The organism is Streptomyces sp. NPDC036764 (genome assembly GCF_055609385.1).
The window spans coordinates 1,747,443-1,767,261 of record NZ_JBVJPT010000001.1 but is presented as its reverse complement, the minus strand read 5'-3'; the positions used below and the strand labels follow the sequence as shown (position 1 = coordinate 1,767,261).

The 19,819-nt window shown below is 70.3% G+C and carries 19 protein-coding genes and 2 pseudogenes; 8 read left to right on the top strand and 13 right to left on the bottom strand.

The annotated features are described in order from the left end of the window. Window positions 1-2 precede the first annotated feature (2 nt). The 3 genes from ACZ69Q_RS06980 to ACZ69Q_RS06970 form a co-directional block, all read right to left on the bottom strand. Complete coding sequence (locus tag ACZ69Q_RS06980) at window positions 3-1,262, bottom strand: MFS transporter (protein ID WP_471037557.1); 1,260 nt, start codon at window positions 1,260-1,262, stop codon at window positions 3-5. Beyond that, entirely contained in the window at window positions 1,259-2,410 is a 1,152-nt protein-coding gene (locus tag ACZ69Q_RS06975; RefSeq protein WP_471040121.1) for a PLP-dependent cysteine synthase family protein, read from the bottom strand. Before ACZ69Q_RS06975 ends, ACZ69Q_RS06980 begins: the two co-directional genes overlap by 4 nt. Before the next feature lie 147 nt (window positions 2,411-2,557). Then, window positions 2,558-2,980 (bottom strand): hypothetical protein, encoded by a 423-nt coding sequence (locus ACZ69Q_RS06970; RefSeq protein ID WP_471037555.1) that lies wholly within the window; start codon window positions 2,978-2,980, stop codon window positions 2,558-2,560. Window positions 2,981-3,213: 233 nt separating this feature from the next. Here ACZ69Q_RS06970 and ACZ69Q_RS06965 point away from each other — a divergent pair, with 233 nt between their 5' ends. Continuing rightward, window positions 3,214-3,597: a peptidase inhibitor family I36 protein gene (locus tag ACZ69Q_RS06965; RefSeq protein WP_471037552.1), complete on the top strand. Its 384-nt coding sequence runs from the start codon at window positions 3,214-3,216 to the stop codon at window positions 3,595-3,597. A gap of 61 nt (window positions 3,598-3,658) precedes the next feature. Here the strand turns inward: ACZ69Q_RS06965 and ACZ69Q_RS06960 are convergent. From ACZ69Q_RS06960 to ACZ69Q_RS06940, 5 genes and pseudogenes are all read right to left on the bottom strand, one after another. After that, window positions 3,659-4,126: pseudogene (locus tag ACZ69Q_RS06960) on the bottom strand (DsbA family protein); the annotation flags it as partial. Window positions 4,127-4,420: 294 nt separating this feature from the next. After that, the gene (locus ACZ69Q_RS06955) at window positions 4,421-5,356 is read right to left on the bottom strand and encodes an ABC transporter substrate-binding protein (RefSeq protein ID WP_471037550.1); all 936 of its coding nucleotides are present in this window, start codon (window positions 5,354-5,356) and stop codon (window positions 4,421-4,423) included. Window positions 5,357-5,423: 67 nt separating this feature from the next. Next, entirely contained in the window at window positions 5,424-6,113 is a 690-nt protein-coding gene (locus ACZ69Q_RS06950) for an ABC transporter permease (protein WP_471037547.1), read from the bottom strand. Then, window positions 6,110-6,775, bottom strand: a complete 666-nt coding sequence (locus tag ACZ69Q_RS06945) for an ABC transporter permease (RefSeq protein ID WP_471037545.1) — start codon at window positions 6,773-6,775, stop codon at window positions 6,110-6,112. The genes ACZ69Q_RS06950 and ACZ69Q_RS06945 overlap by 4 nt, the downstream gene beginning before the upstream one ends. Continuing rightward, complete coding sequence (locus ACZ69Q_RS06940; RefSeq protein WP_471037543.1) at window positions 6,772-7,965, bottom strand: ABC transporter ATP-binding protein; 1,194 nt, start codon at window positions 7,963-7,965, stop codon at window positions 6,772-6,774. The genes ACZ69Q_RS06945 and ACZ69Q_RS06940 overlap by 4 nt, the downstream gene beginning before the upstream one ends. Window positions 7,966-8,149: 184 nt before the next feature. On the opposite strand from ACZ69Q_RS06940, the gene ACZ69Q_RS06935 reads away from it, so the two are divergent. The 4 genes from ACZ69Q_RS06935 to ACZ69Q_RS06920 are packed head-to-tail and all read left to right on the top strand — an operon-like array spanning window position 8,150 to window position 12,187. Then, window positions 8,150-9,151: an ornithine cyclodeaminase family protein gene (locus ACZ69Q_RS06935; RefSeq protein WP_471037540.1), complete on the top strand. Its 1,002-nt coding sequence runs from the start codon at window positions 8,150-8,152 to the stop codon at window positions 9,149-9,151. 2 nt (window positions 9,152-9,153) lie between these two features. Continuing rightward, on the top strand, window positions 9,154-10,692 hold the full coding sequence (locus ACZ69Q_RS06930) for an HAL/PAL/TAL family ammonia-lyase (protein ID WP_471040119.1): 1,539 nt from the start codon (window positions 9,154-9,156) through the stop codon (window positions 10,690-10,692). Next, complete coding sequence (locus ACZ69Q_RS06925) at window positions 10,689-11,600, top strand: amidohydrolase family protein (RefSeq protein ID WP_471037537.1); 912 nt, start codon at window positions 10,689-10,691, stop codon at window positions 11,598-11,600. Before ACZ69Q_RS06930 ends, ACZ69Q_RS06925 begins: the two co-directional genes overlap by 4 nt. Before the next feature lie 50 nt (window positions 11,601-11,650). After that, window positions 11,651-12,187: a cupin domain-containing protein gene (locus ACZ69Q_RS06920; RefSeq protein WP_471037534.1), complete on the top strand. Its 537-nt coding sequence runs from the start codon at window positions 11,651-11,653 to the stop codon at window positions 12,185-12,187. A gap of 34 nt (window positions 12,188-12,221) precedes the next feature. Here ACZ69Q_RS06920 and ACZ69Q_RS06915 read toward each other — a convergent pair whose 3' ends face one another. Both ACZ69Q_RS06915 and ACZ69Q_RS06910 read right to left on the bottom strand, forming a co-directional pair. Beyond that, window positions 12,222-13,418, bottom strand: coding sequence for a cytochrome P450 (locus tag ACZ69Q_RS06915; protein ID WP_471037532.1), 1,197 nt, complete (start codon window positions 13,416-13,418; stop codon window positions 12,222-12,224). 220 nt (window positions 13,419-13,638) lie between these two features. Beyond that, the gene (locus ACZ69Q_RS06910) at window positions 13,639-14,667 is read right to left on the bottom strand and encodes an isopenicillin N synthase family dioxygenase (protein ID WP_471037528.1); all 1,029 of its coding nucleotides are present in this window, start codon (window positions 14,665-14,667) and stop codon (window positions 13,639-13,641) included. Window positions 14,668-15,300: 633 nt separating this feature from the next. Between ACZ69Q_RS06910 and ACZ69Q_RS06905 the strand changes: the two genes are divergently transcribed. Then, window positions 15,301-16,131 (top strand): DUF1684 domain-containing protein, encoded by an 831-nt coding sequence (locus ACZ69Q_RS06905; RefSeq protein ID WP_471037524.1) that lies wholly within the window; start codon window positions 15,301-15,303, stop codon window positions 16,129-16,131. A 12-nt stretch (window positions 16,132-16,143) separates the two neighbouring features. On the opposite strand, the gene ACZ69Q_RS06900 is transcribed toward ACZ69Q_RS06905, so the two are convergent. Further along, a complete protein-coding gene (locus tag ACZ69Q_RS06900; RefSeq protein ID WP_471037521.1) occupies window positions 16,144-16,587 on the bottom strand; it encodes a MarR family winged helix-turn-helix transcriptional regulator in 444 nt (147 codons plus the stop codon). 63 nt (window positions 16,588-16,650) lie between these two features. Here ACZ69Q_RS06900 and ACZ69Q_RS06895 point away from each other — a divergent pair, with 63 nt between their 5' ends. After that, on the top strand, window positions 16,651-17,019 hold the full coding sequence (locus tag ACZ69Q_RS06895; RefSeq protein ID WP_471037517.1) for a VOC family protein: 369 nt from the start codon (window positions 16,651-16,653) through the stop codon (window positions 17,017-17,019). A 224-nt stretch (window positions 17,020-17,243) separates the two neighbouring features. Here the strand turns inward: ACZ69Q_RS06895 and ACZ69Q_RS06890 are convergent, their stop codons facing one another. After that, window positions 17,244-17,690 carry a hypothetical protein gene (locus tag ACZ69Q_RS06890; protein ID WP_471037513.1) on the bottom strand — a complete coding sequence of 149 codons (447 nt, stop codon included), beginning with the start codon at window positions 17,688-17,690 and terminating at the stop codon, window positions 17,244-17,246. 473 nt (window positions 17,691-18,163) lie between these two features. Here ACZ69Q_RS06890 and ACZ69Q_RS06885 point away from each other — a divergent pair. Next, window positions 18,164-18,388, top strand: a pseudogene (locus ACZ69Q_RS06885) (ANTAR domain-containing protein); the annotation flags it as partial. A gap of 109 nt (window positions 18,389-18,497) precedes the next feature. On the opposite strand, the gene ACZ69Q_RS06880 reads toward ACZ69Q_RS06885, so the two are convergent. After that, window positions 18,498-19,751, bottom strand: coding sequence for an SLC13 family permease (locus ACZ69Q_RS06880; RefSeq protein ID WP_471037510.1), 1,254 nt, complete (start codon window positions 19,749-19,751; stop codon window positions 18,498-18,500). Window positions 19,752-19,819 lie beyond the last annotated feature (68 nt).

Below are 19,819 nucleotides of genomic sequence, written 5' to 3'. Positions count from 1 at the left end.
CGTCAGACGGGGGCTGGTTCCGGCTTGCGCGCGGGGTTGAGCCGGCCGGTGCGGGCGAGAGCGGTGACGGCCGCCGCGCAGGCGAGTCCGATGGCGGTCAGCGCGGTCCACGTCAGCCACAGGGCATCGTGCCGTCGGGCGAAGTCCCACAGTGCGCCGGTGCCGAGGTTGCCCAGCGTGATGCCCAGGCCGGAGATGGTGTTGTAGAGGCCGTAGTGGGTGGCGACCAGGCGGTTGCCGGAGAGGGCGACGATGGTGTCCATCTCGAACGGGTAGACCACGGCGGAGCCCGCCGCGAGCAGGACCACCGCGGCGACCAGAGCGGTCAGCGATGCCGCCGGGGAGCCGTTCGGGACGAGCGCGAGCGGCAGGAAGGCCAGCCCCATCGCGGCCAGGCCGCGCACCAGCGCCTGGTCGGATCGCCGGCGTTGTCCGGCCCAGGCGGTCAGGCGCGACTGGCCTACGACGGCGACGGCGGCCGAGACGACGAACAGCCCGCTGGTGACCGCGGTGGCGTTCGCGCCGAGGGCGTCGGCAGCCGCCAGCGGGAGTGCCAGATAGACCTGGAACGTCAGCACGTATGAGCCGATCATCGCGGCGGCGAAGAGCAGGAAGGGCCGGTTGGCCGCGACCGTCCGCCATTGCGACAGCACGCCCTCCCGCCGTGCGGTGGTGCCCGGGATCTGGCCCCGACGCGCGGGCAGGCGGCGCCACTGGAGCACCGTGAGTGCGGCGAAGACGGCCGCGGCGGTCGTACACACGAGGCGGAAGTCGACGGCGAGCAGGGCGAGCCCGACGAGCGGACCGAGGAGCATGCCGGCCTGGTAGTGGACGTTGAACGCGGCGAACACCTCCACCCGCCGTTCGCCTGCCTCGGCGGCCAGACAGGCGCGCACCGCCGGGTTGAACAGGGCACCGGCGAAGCCGGTGGCGGCGGAGGCCACGATCAGGGTGGCGAGATCGTCGACCCAGCCGAGCAGCGCGAAGCCCGCTGTGCGCAGCAGGCAGCCCGCCAGGATCGGGATCTTGTGGCCGAGACGGTCGGCGAGGGTGCCGCCGATGAGGAACATGCCCTGCTGCGAGAAGTTGCGTACGCCCAGGACGAGCCCCACGGCCCAGGCCGCCAGGCCGACTCCGTCGGACAGGTGGGCGGCGAGGTAGGGCATCAGCATGTAGAAGGCGAGGTTGATGGCGAACTGATTGGCCATCAACAGCCGTACGGCGGGCGGGAAGGAGCGGGTCTGCCGCCACAGCGACCTCATCGGGCGGCTCCCGTCAGACCCGGGGCGTGTGGCGTTGCGAGTGGGTCGGTCACGTGGGTGCAGCGGGTCCAGCGGGTGACGATCCGTTCGCCGGGGTGAGCGATCTCGTCCGGGTCGTCGGCCGGCAGATGCCCGAGGAGGCCGTGCTCGCGGCAGTAGAGGTCGTCGAAGACGGTGCCCACATAGCGCTGCGGGCCGTCGGGGAACACGGCGACGATCCGCTCTTCCGGGGGCAGGGTGCGGGCCAGCCAGCGGGCGACGAGCGCCACGGCCCCGACGCTCCAGCCGCCGGTGGCGTAGTGGTCGCGGGCCAGGCACCGCGCGGCCCACACCGCCTCGGGCGCGGCGACCCAGTGGACCTCGTCGAAGAGGTCGTAGGCGACGTTGCGGGGGTGGATGCTGGAGCCCAGTCCGCGCATGATGCGGGGCGCGGCGGGCTGCCCGAAGATCGTCGAGCCGATGGTGTCCACCCCGACCACCCGCAGGTGAGGGAAGAATCCGCGCAGGACGGACCCGATACCGGCGGAATGACCGCCGGTGCCCACGGAGACGACGAGGCTGTCGACGCGGCCGAGTTGGGCGACGATCTCGTGGGCGAGCGGGGCGTAGGCGGCGACGTTGTCCGGGTTGTTGTACTGGTCGGGGCACCAGGCATCGGGCCGGCCCGCGAGGAGCTCCTCGACCCGTCGGCGGCGGGCCTCTTGCCAACCGCCGGTGGGATACGGCGTGTCGACGCGTACGACCTCGGCGCCGTAGGCGGTGAGCAGGCCGGTCATCAGCGGCTCGATGCCCGGGTCGGTGACGAGCGTGACGGGGTGACCGAAGGCGGCTCCGGCGAGCGCCAGGCCGAGGCCGAGCGTGCCCGAGGTGGACTCCACGATCCGGGCACCGGGCAGCAGCCGTCCGCGTTCGCGGGCCGCTCGGACCATGTGGAGGGCGGTGCGGTCCTTGATGCCGCCGGGATTGTGGCCTTCGAGCTTGGCCCAGAAGCCACGCCCGGCGGCGGTGAAGGGCTCCCCGATCCACAACACGGGGGTGTCGCCGACCAGTCCGGCGGCGTTGTGCATCGGACGTTTGGCGTCGGCGAGGAGCTGGGCCGGGGAGAGGGGGACGGGTGCGGGCGCGGGTACCGGGGTGGGGTGGCTCATGGCGTGCGTACGGCTGGGGTGGTTCATGACGTGCTTCTCCTGCGGCCGGTGCCGTCAAGGGCGGCCGGCCGGATGCTCGGGGAAGAGGGCGGGGCTGATCGGCTGCGGTGCGCCCGGGTCAGGGGCCGGGCTCGGCAGCGGGGCCGATCAGGTCCGCCACACGCCGAAGAGGGCCCGTGCGTGCCCTGCCGACGATCCGCTGGACGCATCAGGCGCCGGACCGGGTCGCGAGGAGAGCGCCACGGCGATTGCGGGGCCGACGCGCAGGGCGTCGTGTACCACGGGGAGAGCCGGCGCGACGTCACGCGGAGGCTGCACCATCGGTCCGTCACCGCCCCGGCAGTGCGCGTCGCTGTCGTGATGCGGGGCCGGCTGCCCGGTGTCCGCCCGATGCGGGTCGTGCGATGTCTGCCCGCAGGCGGCGGAGGCGACGAGCGGGGTGTCGGCGCGGGCCACGCCGGTGAGGGTCGGGCCGTGGGCGCAGGCCAGCACATGCAGGAGCGCGACAAGCAACAGCGCGAGCACCGCTCCGGTCCGTGACGCGGAGCGGCGGTGTCGGGTGGCTGACACGGCCGGCATGAGAACAAACCGTAATCAGTCGCGTACGCAAAGTTCGCTTCAGCGGCGACGGCTCACCGCATCAGGTGACGCATGACCCTGATTGGCCCTGTGCGCGCCGCTGAGGACGCCGCGCAGCAGCCCGATCGGCGACTCCCTCACCGGTGGCCGGTTACACACGGCGGGCACCGGCTGTCTCAATGCTTCCTCCCGAGCCCAGGATTCCGCTGACAGCATCCCGGGCCATGAAGCTGACCAGAAAGCTCACGGCCGTCGCCTTCGCCACCTTGGCCATGACGGCCACCGGCGTGGCGCTGGCACCATCGGCATCCGCCGCCAAGAGCGACTGCCCCCGAGAGTACGTGTGCGTCTGGAACAACACCGCCTTCTCCGGTGCCCCGACCTGGAGGTCGACGGGCAACCTGTACAACATGCACTCGGCCAACGGCCTGTCGATCTTCAACAACGGCGTACGGTACCCGGGCGCCGACCACATCTGGTGGCGGGCCACCTGGTCCACCGGCCAGACCTCGTCCGGCTGTCTGCACTACCCGCCGGACGCCGGGAACTCGTTCAGCCTGTACGGCAACGTCACCTTGAACTCCGCCGTGTGGGGCGGGGAATGCTGACCTGACGGCACGACACCCGCGGGGCGGCGATGGTTCCGCCCCTCGGGCGCGGCCCGGCGGATCAGCCGGCCAACCGGTCCTCGATGAGGGCCTTGAACTCCTGGTAGGAACCGGGGTTCTGGATCCTTGCTCCGTCGAGGAAGAACGTCGGCGTGCCCTGCACGCCCAGGCCGAGGCCGTCGCGCTGGTCCTGGTGTACACGCCCGGCGACCTTCCGATCGGCCAGCGCCGCGTCGAACTCGTCCATGTCCAGGCCGAGTTCTGCGGCTTAGTCACGGAAGACGTCCTGCTTCGACTCCTGCGACTCGCCCCACTCCTTCTGCGTGGTGAAGAGCTTGCTGTACATGCCCTCGAACTCGCCCTGCCGCGCTGCCGCTTCGGCGGTGCGGGCGGCGAGTTCGCCGTTGCGGTGACCGGGCATGGGGAAGTAGCGGGCGACGAAGGTGACGCGGTCGCCGTACTCCTCGCGCAGTTGCTCGACGACCGGGTGGTACGCGCCGCACGCCTCACACTCGAAGTCGAGGAACTCCCCTCGGCCGGGTGCACGGCACCGGGCCGGCGGCCGTCATCAGCAGCTGCGCGGGCCGGGGACGGCGGCGGGACGGATGGAGCGTACCCAGCGCGCCCGCCGACCGGGGCGCCGGGTGGCCCACCACGGCGGCTCTCAGCCTCGGCACCACGTCAGGTCAGGATCCGGAGAACCCCTGACGCTGTGTCCCGGGCGGCCTTTCCTGGCTTTCCCGGGGACGACCGGTACCCCGCACTCCTTCCTGGTGTTGCGGGGAGGAGTGCGGGGCGGACGGTGTTGGTGGAGCCGAGCCGGTCAGGTCGCGAGGCCGGCCTTCGTCAGCCACTCCTTGGCGACGGCGCTCGCGTCCTCCTTGTCGTTGACGAGCTTCTTCATCATCTCCAGCAGGTCCTCGGTGGTGAGCTTGGCCGAGACGCCGTTGAGCGCTGCCTTCGCCGTGTCGTTGACCGCGGACTTGTAGACCAGCGGCGTGACGTTCTGCGAGGAGAACAGGTTCTTCGGGTCCTCCAGCACCACCAGCTTGTCCTGGACGATGGCGGGGTCGGTGGTGTAGATGTTCGCGGCCTGCACCTTGTCCGAGTTCAGCAGCTTCAGCAGGGTGCTCTGGGCACCCGCGTCGAGCGGCTGGAACTTCCCGAACTCGACGCCGTAGATCTTCTTCAGACCGATCCAGCCCTGCGTACGGGTCTTGAACTCCGACCCGGCGCCGATCGTCCACTTCCCGGCGACCGCCTTGAGGTCGGCGAGGGTCTTGAGGTTGTACTTCTTGGCCGTCTCCGCGGTGACCGTGACCGAGTCCTTGTCCTGGGCCTCGGCGGAGTCGAGGATCTCGACCGACGACGGAAGCTTCTTCTTCAGCTCGGCGTTGATGTCCTGCGTGCCGGTCGCGGTGCTGGCCTTGTCGACCGCCGTCGCCAGCAGGGCGCCGTTGTACTCCGGGAAGACCTGGATGCCGCCCTTGACCACCTGGTCGTAGTAGACCTCACGGGCCCCGATGTCGAACTTCCGGGTCACCTTCAGGCCCTTGGCCTCCAGGGCCTCGGCGTAGATCTCGGCGAGCAGTTGGTTCTCGGGGAAGTTCGCCGAGCCGACGACGATGGCCTTGCCGTCGCCGCTGTCACCGCCGCTGCCCGTCAGCGGGTTGTCGTCGCTGTCGCCGGAGCCGCCGCAGGCGGTCAGCGACAGGGCGGCGATCAGGGCGAAGGCGGCGCCGCGGTGGATGCCTGTCATGGGTGTTTCCTTTCTCGGAGCCCGGGGGCTCGGACGAACTCAGAACGACAAGTGCGGAACGGCAGGGTCAGGACTTGGCCGCCGAGACCCGCAGGCCCGGCGAGACGATGACGCGCCGCAGCGCGGTGAACAGGATCTGGACGACGAGCGCCAGGGCGACCACGACAGTGGAGCCGCCGATGACCAGCTCGTAGTCGTTGCGGGAGAGCCCGTCGACGATGAAGCGGCCCAGGCCGCCAAGACCCGGATAGGCGGCGACGGTCGCGGTGGCCACGACCTGGATCGCGGCGACCCTGAGTCCGAGGAGGATCAGCGGCAGAGCCATCGGCACCTCCACCCGTACCAGGACCTCCCACTCGGTCATGCCGACCCCGCGCGCGGCGTCCCTGGTCGCGGGGTCCACGCCCCGGACTCCCTCGAAGGTGTTGATGAGGATCGGCGGGACGGCGAGGGCCACCAGGGCGACCAGTACGGGGGTGGTGCTGAGCCCGGCGAGCGTGACGACGAGGACCACCAGGCCGAAGGTGGGGATCGCCCGTGCGAGGTTGGCGACGCTGGCCACGGCGAACGCCCCGCGGCCCGTGTGTCCGACGAGCAGCCCGAGCGTCAGCCCGATCAGGGCGGCGAACAGCAGCGACAGGCCGCTGTAGGTGAGGTGCTCCAGCAGCCGCTGCGGGATTCCCTCCGCCCCGTGCCACTGCTTCGAGGACGTCAACCAGTCGCCCACGAGCCCGAGTTGGTTCAGGAGATCGTTCATGTCGCCGTCACCTTGCTCCGGGACCAGGGCGTGAGCAGCCGCTGCGCCAGGACCAGCAGCGCGTCGGTGGCGAGCGCGAGCAGCATGATCAGGACGATCGCGGTGACGATCGGGGTCGGGAAGTCGAGCTGGAGGCCACGGGTGATGTAGTAGCCGAGCCCGCCCTGTCCGATGAGCTGTCCCACGGCTACGAGGCTGATGGAGGAGACCGCGGCGACGCGTACGCCGGCGATGACGACGGGTACGGCGATGGGCAGTTCGATCTGCACGACCCGGCGTACCGGGGCGAAGCCCAGTGCGGTGGCCGCCTGCCGGACCGGTTCGGGGACCGAGGCAAGACCGTCCACGACGTTGGGCACCAGGACCGACAGCGTGTAGAGCGTCAGCGGGATCATCACGGTCTGTTCCGTCAGCCCGGTGTACTTGACGAAGATCATGAACAGGGCAAGTGACGGGATCGAGTACAGGATGTTGGCCACGGTCAGCACCGGCGTGTACAGCCATCGAAAGCGGTGGCAGAGGATGCCGAGGGGCACCGAGATGATCAGCCCGAACAGCACCGGCAGCAGGCCGAGTCGCAGGTGGATCGCGGTGTAGTCGGCCAGCTCGCCGATGTGGTCGCCGATCCAGTCCCACCGGACCAGCGGTTCGCCGTCGCTCATCGCTCACCACCGCCCGGACCGGCGGCGTCCGCAGCGTGCCCGGCCTTCGCGTCCCCGGTCTTCGCGAGCCTCGACTGCTCCCCGATCGCCGCCTGCGGCACCTCGGCCGCGCCTGCGACCGCGGACAGTTCGTGCGCGTCCGCGACTCCGACGACCGCGCCGTCCGCGTCCACGCCCACCGCGAGCCGGGACGGCGACAGGAGCGCCGAGTCGAGGGCGGCCCGCGCCGAGTCGCCGACGAGGCTGAAGGTGTGGCCGAGCTGAGTGAGAGGCGCCTCGGCGAGGGTGCCGCTCTCCGGCAGCTTCGCGACCTCGGCCCAGCCGAGCGGTCGCCCTTCGTCGTCGACGACCAGCACCCACGGCTCGTCCGCCGCCCTGGCCCGTGCCACGGGAGCGGTCGCCGGCAGCACCGCACCGTCGCGCAGCGGCACTTCGGCCGCATTGACGAAGGACAGCCGGCGAATGCCGCGGTCCTGCCCGACGAATCCGGCCACGAATTCGTCGGCGGGCCGCGCGAGCAACCGTTCAGGGGTGTCGAACTGGGCGAGCCTGCCGCCGGTACGGAACACCGCTATGTTGTCGCCGAGTTTGATCGCCTCGTCGATGTCATGGGTGACGAACACGATCGTCTTGTGCAGCTCCTTTTGCAGCCGTATGAACTCCGCCTGCAATTCCGCCCGCACGATCGGGTCGACCGCGCTGAACGGCTCGTCCATCAGCAGCACCGGCGGGTCCGCGCCCAGTGCCCTGGCCACCCCCACGCGCTGCTGCTGCCCGCCGGAGAGCTGGCTCGGGTAGCGCCCCGCCATCCCGGCCGGCAGGCCCACCAGTTCCAGCAGCTCCGCCGCCCGCGCCCGTGCCTTCTTGCGGCTCCAGCCGAGCAGCAGCGGCACGGTCGCGATGTTGTCCAGGATGGTCCGGTGCGGGAACAGCCCGGCGTGCTGGATCACGTACCCGATGCCGCGGCGCAGCTCAGGGGCGTTGACCTCCCGGATGTCCCGGCCGCGCAGGCTCACCGTCCCGGCCGTCGGCTCCACCATGCGGTTGATCATGCGCAGGGTCGTGGTCTTGCCGCAGCCGGAGGGGCCGACCAGGACCGTGATGCCGCCCTCGGCCAACTCCAGGGAGAGGTCGTCCACGGCAGTGGTGCCGTTCGGATAGTTCTTGCTCACCGCGTCGAATCTGATCAAGGCTGCCCCTCACCTGACTGCATATGCATATGCAGATTTTCGAGTGAGTGAATGGCAGTCAATGGCCGACTGTGAACGCCGCGTTACGTTCCTACGAAATCAGGCCAGGAGCGCCTGAAATGCCCAGGTTCCACAACTGATGTTCCACTCACAATTGGCCTGCGCAAACGCAAGGAGAAGCTCCATGGAACCGGTCTGGTTCACCTTCCTGAACGGCTCGGACATCGCACAGCTCGAGCTGACCGACGACGAGATACTCGACGCCGTCGAGGACGGGCTGCGCGCCCAGGGCCTCGGGGAGACGGTCATCGAACCGCGCGTCCACCTCGTGCCCGATCCCGCGTTCAACGGCCACTTCAACGTCCTGCGCGGCTACATAGCTCCGCTCTCGCTGGCCGGGGTCAAGATCGTGGGCGACTACGTTGGCAACTACCAGCAGGGCCTGCCCTCGGAGATGGCGCTGCTCAACCTCTTCGACCCGCGCACCGGGATGCCGGTGGCCGTCCTCGACGCCACCGCCATCACCGAGATGCGCACCGGCGCCCTCACCGCGCTCGGGGCACGTCATCTGGCCCGCCCGGACGCCAAGGTGCTGGGGCACGTCGGCGCCCGCGCCACGTCGTACTGGAACGTCCGCCTGCTCGACCGGATCTTCGACCTCGCCGAGATCCGCGTCCACTCGCGCCGCCCCGAGAGTCGTGAAGCCTTCGCCGAGCGACTTCAGCGGGAGCTCGGCAAGCCCGTCGTCGTGACCGAGGACTGGAAGACCTGCGTGGAAGGCGCGGACATCGTGGTGGAGGCGTCCCGGCTGGAGCGCCCGGAGCCGCTGCTGAGGACCGAGTGGATCGCCCCAGGCGCCCTGGTCGTGCCCTACGGAACGAACAGCGCCGTAGAACTCTCCCTCACGGACGTCATGGACAAGATCGTCGTCGACGACTGGGGCCAGGCGCACGCGGGGCCGTTCGGCGCGCTGCGCGCACATGTCGACAGCGGCAGACTCGACGAGGGCAATCTGCACGCCGAGTTGGGCGAGATCGTCGCCGGCCGCAAGCCCGGCCGGGAAAGCGCCGACGAGACGAACCTGTTCTGGCACCGCGGGCTCTCCCTCTCCGACATCGCGCTGGGTGCGGCCATGCTGAGGAAGGCCGAAGAGCGCGGCCTCGGACAGAAGTTGCGGTTCTCGTGACCATGGTCGTCGTCGACGGGCGAACGCTGTCCTACGGCGATGTCGCCGCCGTCGCCCACCACGGAGCCGAGGTCGTCCTGGCGGACGAGGTACTCCCCCGGCTCACCCGCGACCGGGCCGTCGTCGACGACGTCGTCGACCGTCAGGTGCCGACGTACGGGCTGACGACGGGGCTGGGCACCCGGGCGTCCTACGCACTGCCGCGCGAAGAACTGGAGGAGTTCAGCGTCCGTACCGTCCGGGGAAGGGCCAACGCCGTCGGTGATCCGCTACCGGTCCCCCTCGTACGCGCCGCCGTCCTCGCCCGCGTCAACGGCATCGCGGGCGGCGGCAGCGGGGTCCGGCCAAAGATCCCGCGGCTGCTCGTGGACATGCTCAACGCGCGGGTGCATCCCGTGATCCCCGAGGTGGGGTCGATCGGCGCCTCCGATCTGTGCCAGATGGCCCATGTCGGCCTGGTCGTCATCGGTGAGGGCAGCGCCGAGTTCGCCGGTCGGGTGCTCGATGGCGGCACGGCACTGCGGCAGGCCGGTCTCGCCCCGGCCGAACTCGGTCCGAAGGACGGCCATGTGCTGTGCAGCGCGAGCCCGCTGGCAGCCGGGCCGGGTGCCCTCGCCCTGCACGAAGCGGCTGCCGTCCTCACGCTGGCCCAGGCGGTCACGGCTCTGACCTACGAGGGCTTCCGGGCGAACACGAGCCCGCTCGACGCCCGGGTACTGAGCCTGCGCCCCGCCCCGGGCCAGTCCCGCGCGGCGAGCGAACTGCTCGCCCTGCTGGACGGCGGTGTGCTGGGCGACCCCCGGCACGCGCGCCGGGTCCAGGATCCCATCAGCCTGCGCTGTGCGGCCCAGGTGCACGGGGCCCTGCACAGCGCGCTGGACTTCGCCGACGCAGCGCTCCGACCGGAGCTGAACGGCTGCGGCGACAATCCTGTGGTGCTGGCCGACACCGGCGAGATCCTCTCCTCCGGCAACTTCCACACCCCTGCCCTGGCCCTCGCCTTCGACACCCTCGCGCTGGCGCTGACGCAGACCGCGTCACTCTCCGCCGAGCGCATGCGCCGGCTGCTCGCCCCCGGCGTCAGCGGACTGCCCGCCAATCTGTCGGCGTACGGTCCGGAGCGCTCGGGCTTCGCACCTCTGACGAAGACGGCGCAGGCACTCGCCGCCGAGATCCGCATGCTGTCCGTACCGGTGTGCACCGACCCCCGTCATGGCGCCGACGCCGTCGAGGACGACTCGACCAACGCGGCGCTCGGGGCACGGCGGCTGGCCACGATCCTCGTGCGGCTACGGCAGTTGCTCGCCGTGGAGGCCGTCGTCGCCGCCCAGGCCGTGGACCTGGCCGCACCGTCCGCCCTGGGACGGGGACCTCGGTTGCTGCACCGGGCGATCCGGGCGATCGTGCCCCGTCTGGACGACGACCGGCCCTGCGGGGTGGACGTGGAGGCGGTGCACCACGACGTCCTGGGTTCCGACGACGTCCGCAGTGCACTGCGCGCAGTGGTGGGAGAAGCGTCCGAGGTGGGAGGACTGTCATGACGAACGTCGACGTGCACCAGCATCTTTGGAGTCCGTCACTGGTGGCGGCCCTGCGGTCCCGCGGTGAACCGCCGTTCCTGGAGGGCTGGACGCTGTTTCTGGACGGTGAGCCGCCCTACGAGATCCCGCCCGCCGACCACGACGTGACACGGCGCGCAGAGCTCGCCGCCGCCGACGGCCTCGGCCGGGCACTCGTCTCGCTGTCCGCCCCGATCGGCGTGGAATGGCTGCCCTCGGCGGAGGCACGCCCCCTGCTCGACGCCTACCACGAGGGCGCGGCCTCGCTCCCCGAGCCGTTCGGCGCCTGGGCCGCCGCCTGCGTACGGGACATCGACGCGAAGGCGACGGCCGAGGACCTCGACCGGGGGTTCGTCGGCCTCCAGCTCCCGGCGAACGCCCTTGCGGACGCGGCCGGTTACGCGCGGTGCGCCCCGCTGCTCGATCTGCTCGAAGAGCGCGACCTCCCCCTGTTCGTCCACCCGGGGCCGGCCGCCGGCCACTCCGAGGGACCCGGTTGGTGGCCCGCGATGGTTCCCTACGTCCAGCAGATGCACTCGGCCTGGTTCGCCTTCCGGGCCTTCGGCCGCGCGCGCCATCCGAGACTGCGCGTGTGCTTCGCGTTGCTGGCCGGGCTCGCTCCGCTGCACGGGGAGCGCTTCGCCGCCCGGGGCGACGGCGGCGGCATCGGGGTGGACCCGGATGTTTTCGTCGAGACGTCCTCATACGGTCCGCGCGCCGTCGAGGCGATCGTCCGCGCCCTCGGTGTGGACGCCGTCGTCCAGGGCTCGGACCGGCCCTACGCGCAGCCGCCGCGAGATCCCGGCTTCGGTCTGGGCGCGGCCGCGGCGTCCGCCTTCCGCGACGCCAATCCGCGACGACTGCTCACCGGAAAGAGCCAGGAACTTTGAAAAGCCCGTCCGGTGAGAGACCCGCCCACGTACCGCACAAAGGAATGACCATGAACGCGACCGCGATCGACACCACAGCCCTCGCCGAACTCGGCGTGTCCGACCGCCCGTTCCTGCCCGCAGAGTGTGCGGACCGGGCCCGCCGCGCGGCGGCCTTCGTCGACACCACCGCGCTCGACCGCTCCGGCCCCGGCTCGTACCTCCTGCTGTGGCGGAACGAGACTTCCGAAGCGTGGCTCAACACCTGGTGGGAATCGCGCGACACCGGCTACCACGACCACCAGGGATCCTGTGTCGGCGTGCACGTGATCGAAGGCACCGCCTGGCAGGAGGGGTTGCCGGTGGGCGGTCCGCGCCGCGCCCGGCGGTACGGGCCGGGCGAGTCGTTCTCCTTCCCCGGCTCGGGCGTCCACCGGATGGACCACGACGCGGGCGCCGTCACCATCCACGTCTACTCACCGCCCCTGCGAGCCATCGGACACTACGAGCTCATCGACGGCGACCTCCACCGAACTGCGGGCCTGCCGGACGAGGGCTCGCCCGCAAGCCCCCGTCTGCTCGACGCCCTCAACTCGATCGGCCGTTGATCAGGAAAGCCTGGACGGACCACGGACCGCGCGGTCAGGCAGGGCTGTCCCACAGCGCATGCAGGGCGGGCGGCTTGCGGAAGACCAGACCGTACGGAGTTGTGGGGAGGTCCGGGTCGAGGCGCAGGGCAGGGAGTCGTTCGAGCAGGTGCTGGAGGGCGATGCGGGCCTCCAGGCGGGCGAGGTGCGCGGCGATGCAGTGGTGCGGACCGTGCGCGAACGCCAGTTGGAGCCGCGCGTTCTCGCGGCGGACATCGAAGCGATCGGGGTCGGGGAAGACGGCCGGATCACGGTTGGCGCCCGCCAGGGAGACCGTGACCGCGTCGCCCCGGCGGATCGTGGCCGGGCCGAGGACCGTGTCCCGGGTGGCGTAGCGGTCCACGAGCACCGCGCCGGGTTCGAGACGCAGCGACTCCTCGATGGCACCGTCCAGCAGATCGGCGTCGCCCCGGACCAGGGCAAGCTGGTCCGGGGAGCGCAGCAGATGCAGCAGCGCGTTGGTGATCATCGCCTCGGTGGTCTCGATGCCTCCGAACATCAGGACCGCGGCATTGGACACCACCTCGGGCAGATCAAGCTGCCCGGCAGCGGTGACGAGGAGCGAGGGAGCTTCCCCGTCGGCGACGGTGGCTTCCCCGTCGGCCACCGTGGCTTCCACGGCCGCCCGTAGTTGCGCGTACGCCGCGGCACCGTCGGGACCCGCCGCATGACCGGCGGTGATGTCCGAGACCGAGCGCACGATGGAGTCGTACCAGGACAGCACGGTGACCGTATCGACGCCCACCAGTCCCAGTGCCTCGGTCACGACGGCGACGGAGAGCGGGCCGGCGTAGGCACTGCGTAGTTCGCCGGTGCCCGCCGGCTCCAGTGCGGCGATGAGGCGGTCGGACTCCCGCGCGATGAACGAGGCGAACCCGTCACGCACCTCCCGGGGCCGGAAGGGGGCGTTGAAGGGGCGGCGGTGCCGAGCGTGCTGGTCGCCGTCAAGGGACAGCATGCTCGGCCCGACGACCTGTGCGGTGGAGAACCGGGGATCGTCGACGGTGAAGGTGTCGGCGTCCCGCATCACACTGAGCGCGAGGTCGCGACGGGTCACCAGCCAGCCGCCCAGCTCGGGCAACCAGGACACTGGCTCATGGGCACGGAGCAGCGCCAACCGCGGATGCGGATCCTCGGCGAGCTCGGCGAGCGTGGTCGCTGCACCGAGCGGGAACGAGCCGACGACACTCATCGCGCACCGCGTCGAGTCGGCGCGTCGCGGCGTACGGGGACATCACCTGCGCGGCGATGCCGGGGGCGGCCTCGACCGGCCCCCTGGCTCAACTCTCTGCACGCCACTGGAAGATCCATACCCGTGATCACATACCCCCGGGAAGGGCCGGTCTCACCTGCCGGATCCGGAGGCGGGACGGGTGAGGAGGCTGCGTACGGCACCGATGCCGGCGAGGTCGTCACCGGGCGGCGCCCTGCTTGGCCAGGACGTCCGCCCACCAGCGTTCGGCCACCCGTGGGTGCGAGCGGAGCCAGCCCACCACGGCGTTCTCCCCGTAGGCCGCCAGGAGGGGGTTGTCCGGATCGTCGGTGACTCCGCGGCTGCGAGCGGCCAGTTCCGCCGGCAGGTGCAGCGGCTCGACGACGGCATCGAAGCGGGGGCCCAGGAAGAACGGGACGGAGTAGCGGTCGACGCCCGACTGCGGGCTGACGACCCGGTGTTGCGTGGCCTTGAGATAGCCCTGGGTGGCGATCTCCAGCATCTCGCCGATGTTGAACACGAAGGCGCCGGGCACGGGCGGGGCGTCTATCCACTCGCCGTCCTCGCCCTGCACCTGAAGCCCGCCGACCTCGTCCTGCTGCAGGAGGGCGAGGTAGCCGTAGTCCTTGTGTGCGCCCACTCCCTGGTCGGCGTGCCGGGCGGCGCGTGGCGGGTAGTGGACGATCTTCACATATACGGCCGCCTCCTCGTCGAACCACTGGTCGAAGTAGCCCTCGTCCTGGCCGAGCGCGGCCGCCAGGGCTCGCAGGACCTCGCGGCTCACACGGAGCGCCTCCGCCTGCCAGCGCAGGACCACGTCCCTCAGCTCCGGGAGCGCGGTCGGCCATTGGTTCGGGCCGATCAGGCGCAGGTAGTCGGGGTCTTCCGGGCCCGTGTCGAGCGCCGCGCGTTCCGGGCCGATGTCGATCTGCTCGCGCCAGTCGGCGCTGCCCAGCGTGTGCTCGGTCCCGGTACGCGTATACCCGCGGAACTGGGGCGAGTTGACGTTCTCGATCTCCAGGCGCTGCTCCTCCGGCAAGGCGAAGAAGGTGCGGGCCGCGCTGAGGATCTCGTCCTGCACCGATGCGGGGACGCCGTGCCCGGTGACGTAGAAGAAGCCCACCTCGTGGGCCGCGGAACGGAGCTCGGCGAGGAAGGCCTCGCGGTCCGTGTCCGGGGCACGGAAGCGGGAGATGTCGATGACGGGCAGGGCAGTGGGCTGGGCCATGGGGTGGTTCCTTCGTGAGGGCAGCCGACCGGCCAGGGCTGCACACGTCAACGGGGCTGCCGGATAGGTCAGTTGCCCGAAGGGTGCGCCGAGAACGGGGTGGGGCGGAGATGAAGAGTCGGAGTCGCGGGCCGTGGAACGGCGATCAGCAACAGACCTCGTCGAACTGGTCGGCGCGGCGGCTCACCCAGAACGGGTCGAGCAGCACCGTGTGCACCTGGCCAGTGGTTTCCATGGCCGGATCAAAGCACACCCCGACAACGGGAGTCCACCGCGCCCCTGGTCGATGAGACATCCCGGTCGAGCTGGTGCGCCCCTGCCACCGTGTGGTTACCTGACTCCATGACCGTGCTCGTGACCCGCCGCCACGTCGACTACGTGCGTGTCACCACCACGGGTTGTTCCGCCGTGAGCTGACCGCGTCCTCCGGCGTCCGACCAGCCCTCTCCCACCACATCGCGCTGACCGCTGCCCCTGTCCGGGCGCGTGCTCTCGGCCTGCGGTTCTTCCGCCTTCCTCGCTCCGCATTCCGGCATCGCCGCATTGCCACAAGGGAGCGCCATGAGCGAGCCCATCGACTCCGTCACCGCCGGACACCCTTTGCCAGCAGTACCGACATCAGCAGGAGTAGACATGACCGTCCAGGACTCACCCACCGGCATCGACGCCTTCGCCGCCGAATGGGAGGCATGGCACCAGCACAAGGACGCCTCCCTCGCCCATGAGCACGGATTCCTCGCCGTCACCGGCCTCCACTGGCTGGCCGCCGACCCCCAGCGCTTCCCCGACGCGCCTGGCACCTGGTCGACGGGCGTCGACGGCGTCACCGTCGTGCTCGGCGAGGGAGAGGAGCTCGTCGTCGACGGTACGGCCGTGCGCGGCCGGCACGGCTTCGGCGTCATCCCGGAACGCGGCGGCGTCAACGCAGTGTGGGGGGACGCGGTGATCGAAGTCGCCAAGCGGGGCGGCCAGAACGTGATCCGGCCGCGGCATCCGCACCATCGGCTGCGCACTGCGTTCACCGGAACACCGGCGTACGCACCGCACCCGCGCTGGGTGATCACTGGTACGTACACGCCGTTCCCGGAGCCGCGACCGACCACCGTGGGTGCCGCGGCCGAAGGACTTCAGCACGTCTACGACGCGCCAGGGGAGATCCGTTTCCAGATCGACGGCCGGGCGCTGAGCCTGACCGCGTTCGACGGGCACACGCCGGGCAGTCTCCTGGTGTTGTTCACCGACGCGACCTCCGGCGTGACCACGTATGCGGCCAACCGCTCCCTGCACATCGACGCACCTGGCCCCGACGGCAGGGTCGTGCTCGACTTCAACCGCGCGACCAACCTGCCCTGCGCCTACACCGACTTCGCGACCTGCCCCCTGCCGCCCGCCGAGAACCGCCTCCCGATCGCGATCGAGGCAGGGGAGCAAATTCCTCACGAGCGGAAGCCGGACGCGCACTGAGCGGTTCGGATTTCAGGCTCGCAGGGAACGGATCATGCTCTGCAGGAGCCGGAACGCCTCTGACTGCTCGGTCTCGGTCAGGCCAGCCAGCATTCTGGCCTCGACGGACCGGACGGCTGCGCTCGCCTTCTCGAGGCTTCGTCGGCCGCTGGGCGTCAGCCGCGTGGGAAGCACCTTCCCGACGGGTGCCTCCGCAGGCCTGGTGACGTAGCCGTCTCGTTCCAGGGCCTGGAGCAGCACGTTCATCGTCTGCCGTGTCACGAACGCGCCCCGCGCGAGCTCGGAGTTCGACAAGCCCGGTCGTTGCGCCAGCAGCTCGAGGCAGGAGTAGTGCGTCACGCTCATCCCGAGCGGCCGCAGCACTTCCTCCATGGCCGCGCGCAGCGCGCTCGACGCTTCTTTGAGCAGGTAACCCAGTGACGTCTCCAGGTCGACGCCGACACCTTCTTGACCCATGTCAGCATTCTGACATAGGTTGATGCATGTCAGAAAACTGACACACACAGAAGGAGCGCCATCATGCCCGCCACCGGCCCCGACTTCATCTCGCTCCAAGTGCGCGACCTCGACGCTTCGCAGGCGTTCTACGAGCAGTACCTGGGCCTCGTCCGCTCGCCGGCCGGACCTGCGCACGCCGTCGTCTTCGAGACGAAGCCGATCGCGTTCGCACTCCGCGACGTCATTCCCGGCACCGACCTCGCATCCGTCGCTCAGCCCGGCATCGGTGCCGCGATCTGGCTCCACGCCACCGACGTCCAGGCCATCCACGACGCGCTCGTCGCCGACGGTCACACCATCGTCTCCGCACCGATCGACGGCCCCTTCGGCCGGACCTTCACCTTCGCCGACCCCGACGGCTACCAGGTCACGCTCCACGACCGCACGTGATCGGCCGGTCGCCGTGCCGTGCGCGGGCACGGCGACTCCAAGCGGACCTGGTGAAGTCCACTGCGGTTCGACAGCTCCCTCAAGGGGCGCGGGGCGGTGCCGATATGCGGCTCCGCCGCGATGGGGGTCCCTCCCGCTCGAGCGAAGCCGAGAGTGGGGGAGCGACCAGCCATGACGGCGCCGCAGCCGGAAGACGGCCCGTCGCCGCACGCCCAGCGGAGCGCTCAGGCGGTCCTGGCGGTCCCGGTGCCCTTCTCCGCGTCCAGGGCGTACGGTCCTTGCTGCTGTGCGACGCGGTCGAGAAGGCCGTCGTCACCCACCGCTCCTGCCTCACCAAGGCCGAGGACCACAACACCTGGGGCGAGGGCGAGGCCAGCGCCGATCCGGCTGAATCGTCTGCCGGCGCATCGTGGCTGGTCGAAGGCGTCCGTACGGCGAGCACGCGGCGCCGGCACACCGCGGTGCACGAGCTCTACGGCAAGGGCGTCGGCATCAGCCGTATCGCCGACCGGCTTGACCTGGACCGCAAGACCGTGCGGCGCTATGCCCACGCCGCCATCGCCGACCAGATGATCCGCGCAGTTGTACGCGGCCCACGTCGTCTCGCCCCGTACGCGGGCTACCTCAACCAGCGGTGGCAGGAGGGCTGCGCCGACATCGGCCGCCTCCATCGCGAACTCCTCAGGCTGGGCTACCAGGGCGGTGCACGCACCGTCCCGCGCCGACTCGAACCGTGGCGCTCAAACGACCCGCCATCAAGTCACCGCGGTGACACCCATGGCGGTCGCGAGGTCGCCACGTGGCTCACCCGCCACCCCGACGCGCTCACCAGCGAAGAGAGCCAGCAACTCAAGCAACTAAGCGACTGCTGCCAGGAGTTGAACGACACCGCCCAGCGCGTCCGAGACTTCGCACAGATCATGGACAAGCTGGACGGGGCACGGCTGCTGCCCGCATGGATCGACACGGTGGCTTCGGAGGCCGCCCAGCCTGTGATCAGAAACTTCGCGCGCCACCTCCGCCAGGACTACGACACTCTCGGTGTTCGACGACTGGCGGCGACGAGCAGGACGCGCTTCCTGAGCAACTGGAAGCCGGCACGTCCCGCCATCTGTCTCTTGATCGACTTCAGATCCGTGACGCGGCCTTCCACGACGCCATCGCCTTCTCCAGCGCCCGCTCCCACGCCCAGATGGAACAAGCCATCGCCACCCGCCACACCATCGGCGAGGCCATGGGCATCCTCATGGGCGCCCGCCACCTCACCGAGGACCAGGCCTTCGACGTCCTGCGCCGCTATTCCTCCGCTCGAGTGGAAGTGATCGGGCCTACCTGGTCGAGGGCGGCCCTCGAGCGGAGTGCTAGCTGAAGGGAGCGGCGCGCGGCGTCGCCCCCCTGGTCCTGCACCCAGATCAGCAGGGAAGGCGCCGTGCGTCGTCCAGCTCGGCGCCCTCCGCTGTCCTTCGTCGGTCTTTGCGCTATGACCAGGGCAGGACCAGGGCGCCCCAGGCGACGACGGGGCCGAGGGCAACGATTCCGCCGGTGTAGCCGATGACCTGGCGGTAGAAGCGGCGCGCGTCCACCCCACGGGCGTTGCTGAGGACGAGTGCTCCGTTGGTCGAGAAGGGGGAGGTGTCGACGATCGTAGTGGAGACGGCGAGCGCGGCGATCAGTCCGACGGCGCTGAGGTGGCTGGAGAGCAGCAGCGGTACGGCGATGGGGATGATCGCTGTGAGAATCGCGGTGGAGGAGGCGAAGGCGGAGGTGATGGCCACGGTGAAGCACAGCAGCAGGGCGACGACGACCGGGGCGCCCATGCCCGCCGCGTGTTCGGAGATCTCCTCGATGATGCCGGCCTTCTCCAGCATCGCGATGTACGTCATCATGCCCGCGACCAGAAGCAGGGTGGACCAGCTGACACCGTCCACGGCCTTCTCTTGCCGCTTCATGTCCACCAGGGCCAGCAGGGCGCCGGCAGCCAGCGCAAGGAAGCCGATCTCCAGGTGGAAGCCGAGCGCGCCGACGACGAGGGCCACCAGACAGGCGAGGGTGAGCCACTGCCGCCAATCGGGCCTGCCGGGGACGGCGAGGTCCTCGTCGTCGGCTGCCTCCGCGGCCCCCTCGACCAGCGGAGCAGGACGCTTGGCGAGCAGGGCGTAGGTGAGGATCGAGAGCACCAGGTTGATCACGAAGCTGGCGCTGAACAGCGCCACGGCGGAGACATGCAGATCGGTCTTGTCGACGAGGCCGAGCACCAGCGCACCGGAGACGGCCAGCGGGGAGAACGCCCCCGCGTGCCCGCCGCTGATCACCATCATGCCGACGACCAGCGGGTTGAGCTTGTAACGGTAGGCGAAGTTCATGCCGATCGGCGCGAGGATCGCGACCGCGGCCGGGGTGAACGTACCGAACGCCGTCAGCAGGGCGGCCACCAGGAACAGCACCCAGGGGATGAGCTCGACCTTGCCGCGTACCAGCCTTACCCCGGCCGCGACGAGCCAGTCGATGGTGCCGTTGCGGCGGGCGACGGAGAACAGGTAGGTGACTCCGACGATGGTGACGAAGAGCTTGGCCGGAAACCCCTCGAAGATCTCGTCCTCGGTGAGGCCGAGCGAGGCGGTCCCGACGGCGAAGGTGGCGACGAAGGCGAGGATGCCCAGGTTGATCGGCAGCACGGTGCCGACCACGAACATCACCAGCAGGGCGCCTATGGAGATCACTTCAGCAGACATCATTGTCCTTGGTGCGGTGGGGACGGGGTGGCGCGCCCCGAGGGCGCGAGAGTATCCCGGTGTGGACG

Excerpts from the sequence above, each read along its gene's own strand:
- ACZ69Q_RS06980 (WP_471037557.1), bottom strand. The coding sequence starts at position 1,262 with ATGAGGTCGCTGTGGCGGCAGACCCGCTCCTTCCCGCCCGCCGTACGG.
- ACZ69Q_RS06975 (WP_471040121.1), bottom strand. The coding sequence starts at position 2,410 with ATGAGCCACCCCACCCCGGTACCCGCGCCCGCACCCGTCCCCCTCTCC.
- ACZ69Q_RS06965 (WP_471037552.1), top strand. The coding sequence starts at position 3,214 with ATGAAGCTGACCAGAAAGCTCACGGCCGTCGCCTTCGCCACCTTGGCC.
- ACZ69Q_RS06955 (WP_471037550.1), bottom strand. The coding sequence starts at position 5,356 with ATGACAGGCATCCACCGCGGCGCCGCCTTCGCCCTGATCGCCGCCCTG.
- ACZ69Q_RS06950 (WP_471037547.1), bottom strand. The coding sequence starts at position 6,113 with ATGAACGATCTCCTGAACCAACTCGGGCTCGTGGGCGACTGGTTGACG.
- ACZ69Q_RS06945 (WP_471037545.1), bottom strand. The coding sequence starts at position 6,775 with ATGAGCGACGGCGAACCGCTGGTCCGGTGGGACTGGATCGGCGACCAC.
- ACZ69Q_RS06935 (WP_471037540.1), top strand. The coding sequence starts at position 8,150 with ATGGAACCGGTCTGGTTCACCTTCCTGAACGGCTCGGACATCGCACAG.
- ACZ69Q_RS06930 (WP_471040119.1), top strand. The coding sequence starts at position 9,154 with ATGGTCGTCGTCGACGGGCGAACGCTGTCCTACGGCGATGTCGCCGCC.
- ACZ69Q_RS06925 (WP_471037537.1), top strand. The coding sequence starts at position 10,689 with ATGACGAACGTCGACGTGCACCAGCATCTTTGGAGTCCGTCACTGGTG.
- ACZ69Q_RS06920 (WP_471037534.1), top strand. The coding sequence starts at position 11,651 with ATGAACGCGACCGCGATCGACACCACAGCCCTCGCCGAACTCGGCGTG.
- ACZ69Q_RS06915 (WP_471037532.1), bottom strand. The coding sequence starts at position 13,418 with ATGAGTGTCGTCGGCTCGTTCCCGCTCGGTGCAGCGACCACGCTCGCC.
- ACZ69Q_RS06910 (WP_471037528.1), bottom strand. The coding sequence starts at position 14,667 with ATGGCCCAGCCCACTGCCCTGCCCGTCATCGACATCTCCCGCTTCCGT.
- ACZ69Q_RS06905 (WP_471037524.1), top strand. The coding sequence starts at position 15,301 with ATGACCGTCCAGGACTCACCCACCGGCATCGACGCCTTCGCCGCCGAA.
- ACZ69Q_RS06900 (WP_471037521.1), bottom strand. The coding sequence starts at position 16,587 with ATGGGTCAAGAAGGTGTCGGCGTCGACCTGGAGACGTCACTGGGTTAC.
- ACZ69Q_RS06895 (WP_471037517.1), top strand. The coding sequence starts at position 16,651 with ATGCCCGCCACCGGCCCCGACTTCATCTCGCTCCAAGTGCGCGACCTC.
- ACZ69Q_RS06890 (WP_471037513.1), bottom strand. The coding sequence starts at position 17,690 with ATGGAGGCGGCCGATGTCGGCGCAGCCCTCCTGCCACCGCTGGTTGAG.
- ACZ69Q_RS06880 (WP_471037510.1), bottom strand. The coding sequence starts at position 19,751 with ATGTCTGCTGAAGTGATCTCCATAGGCGCCCTGCTGGTGATGTTCGTG.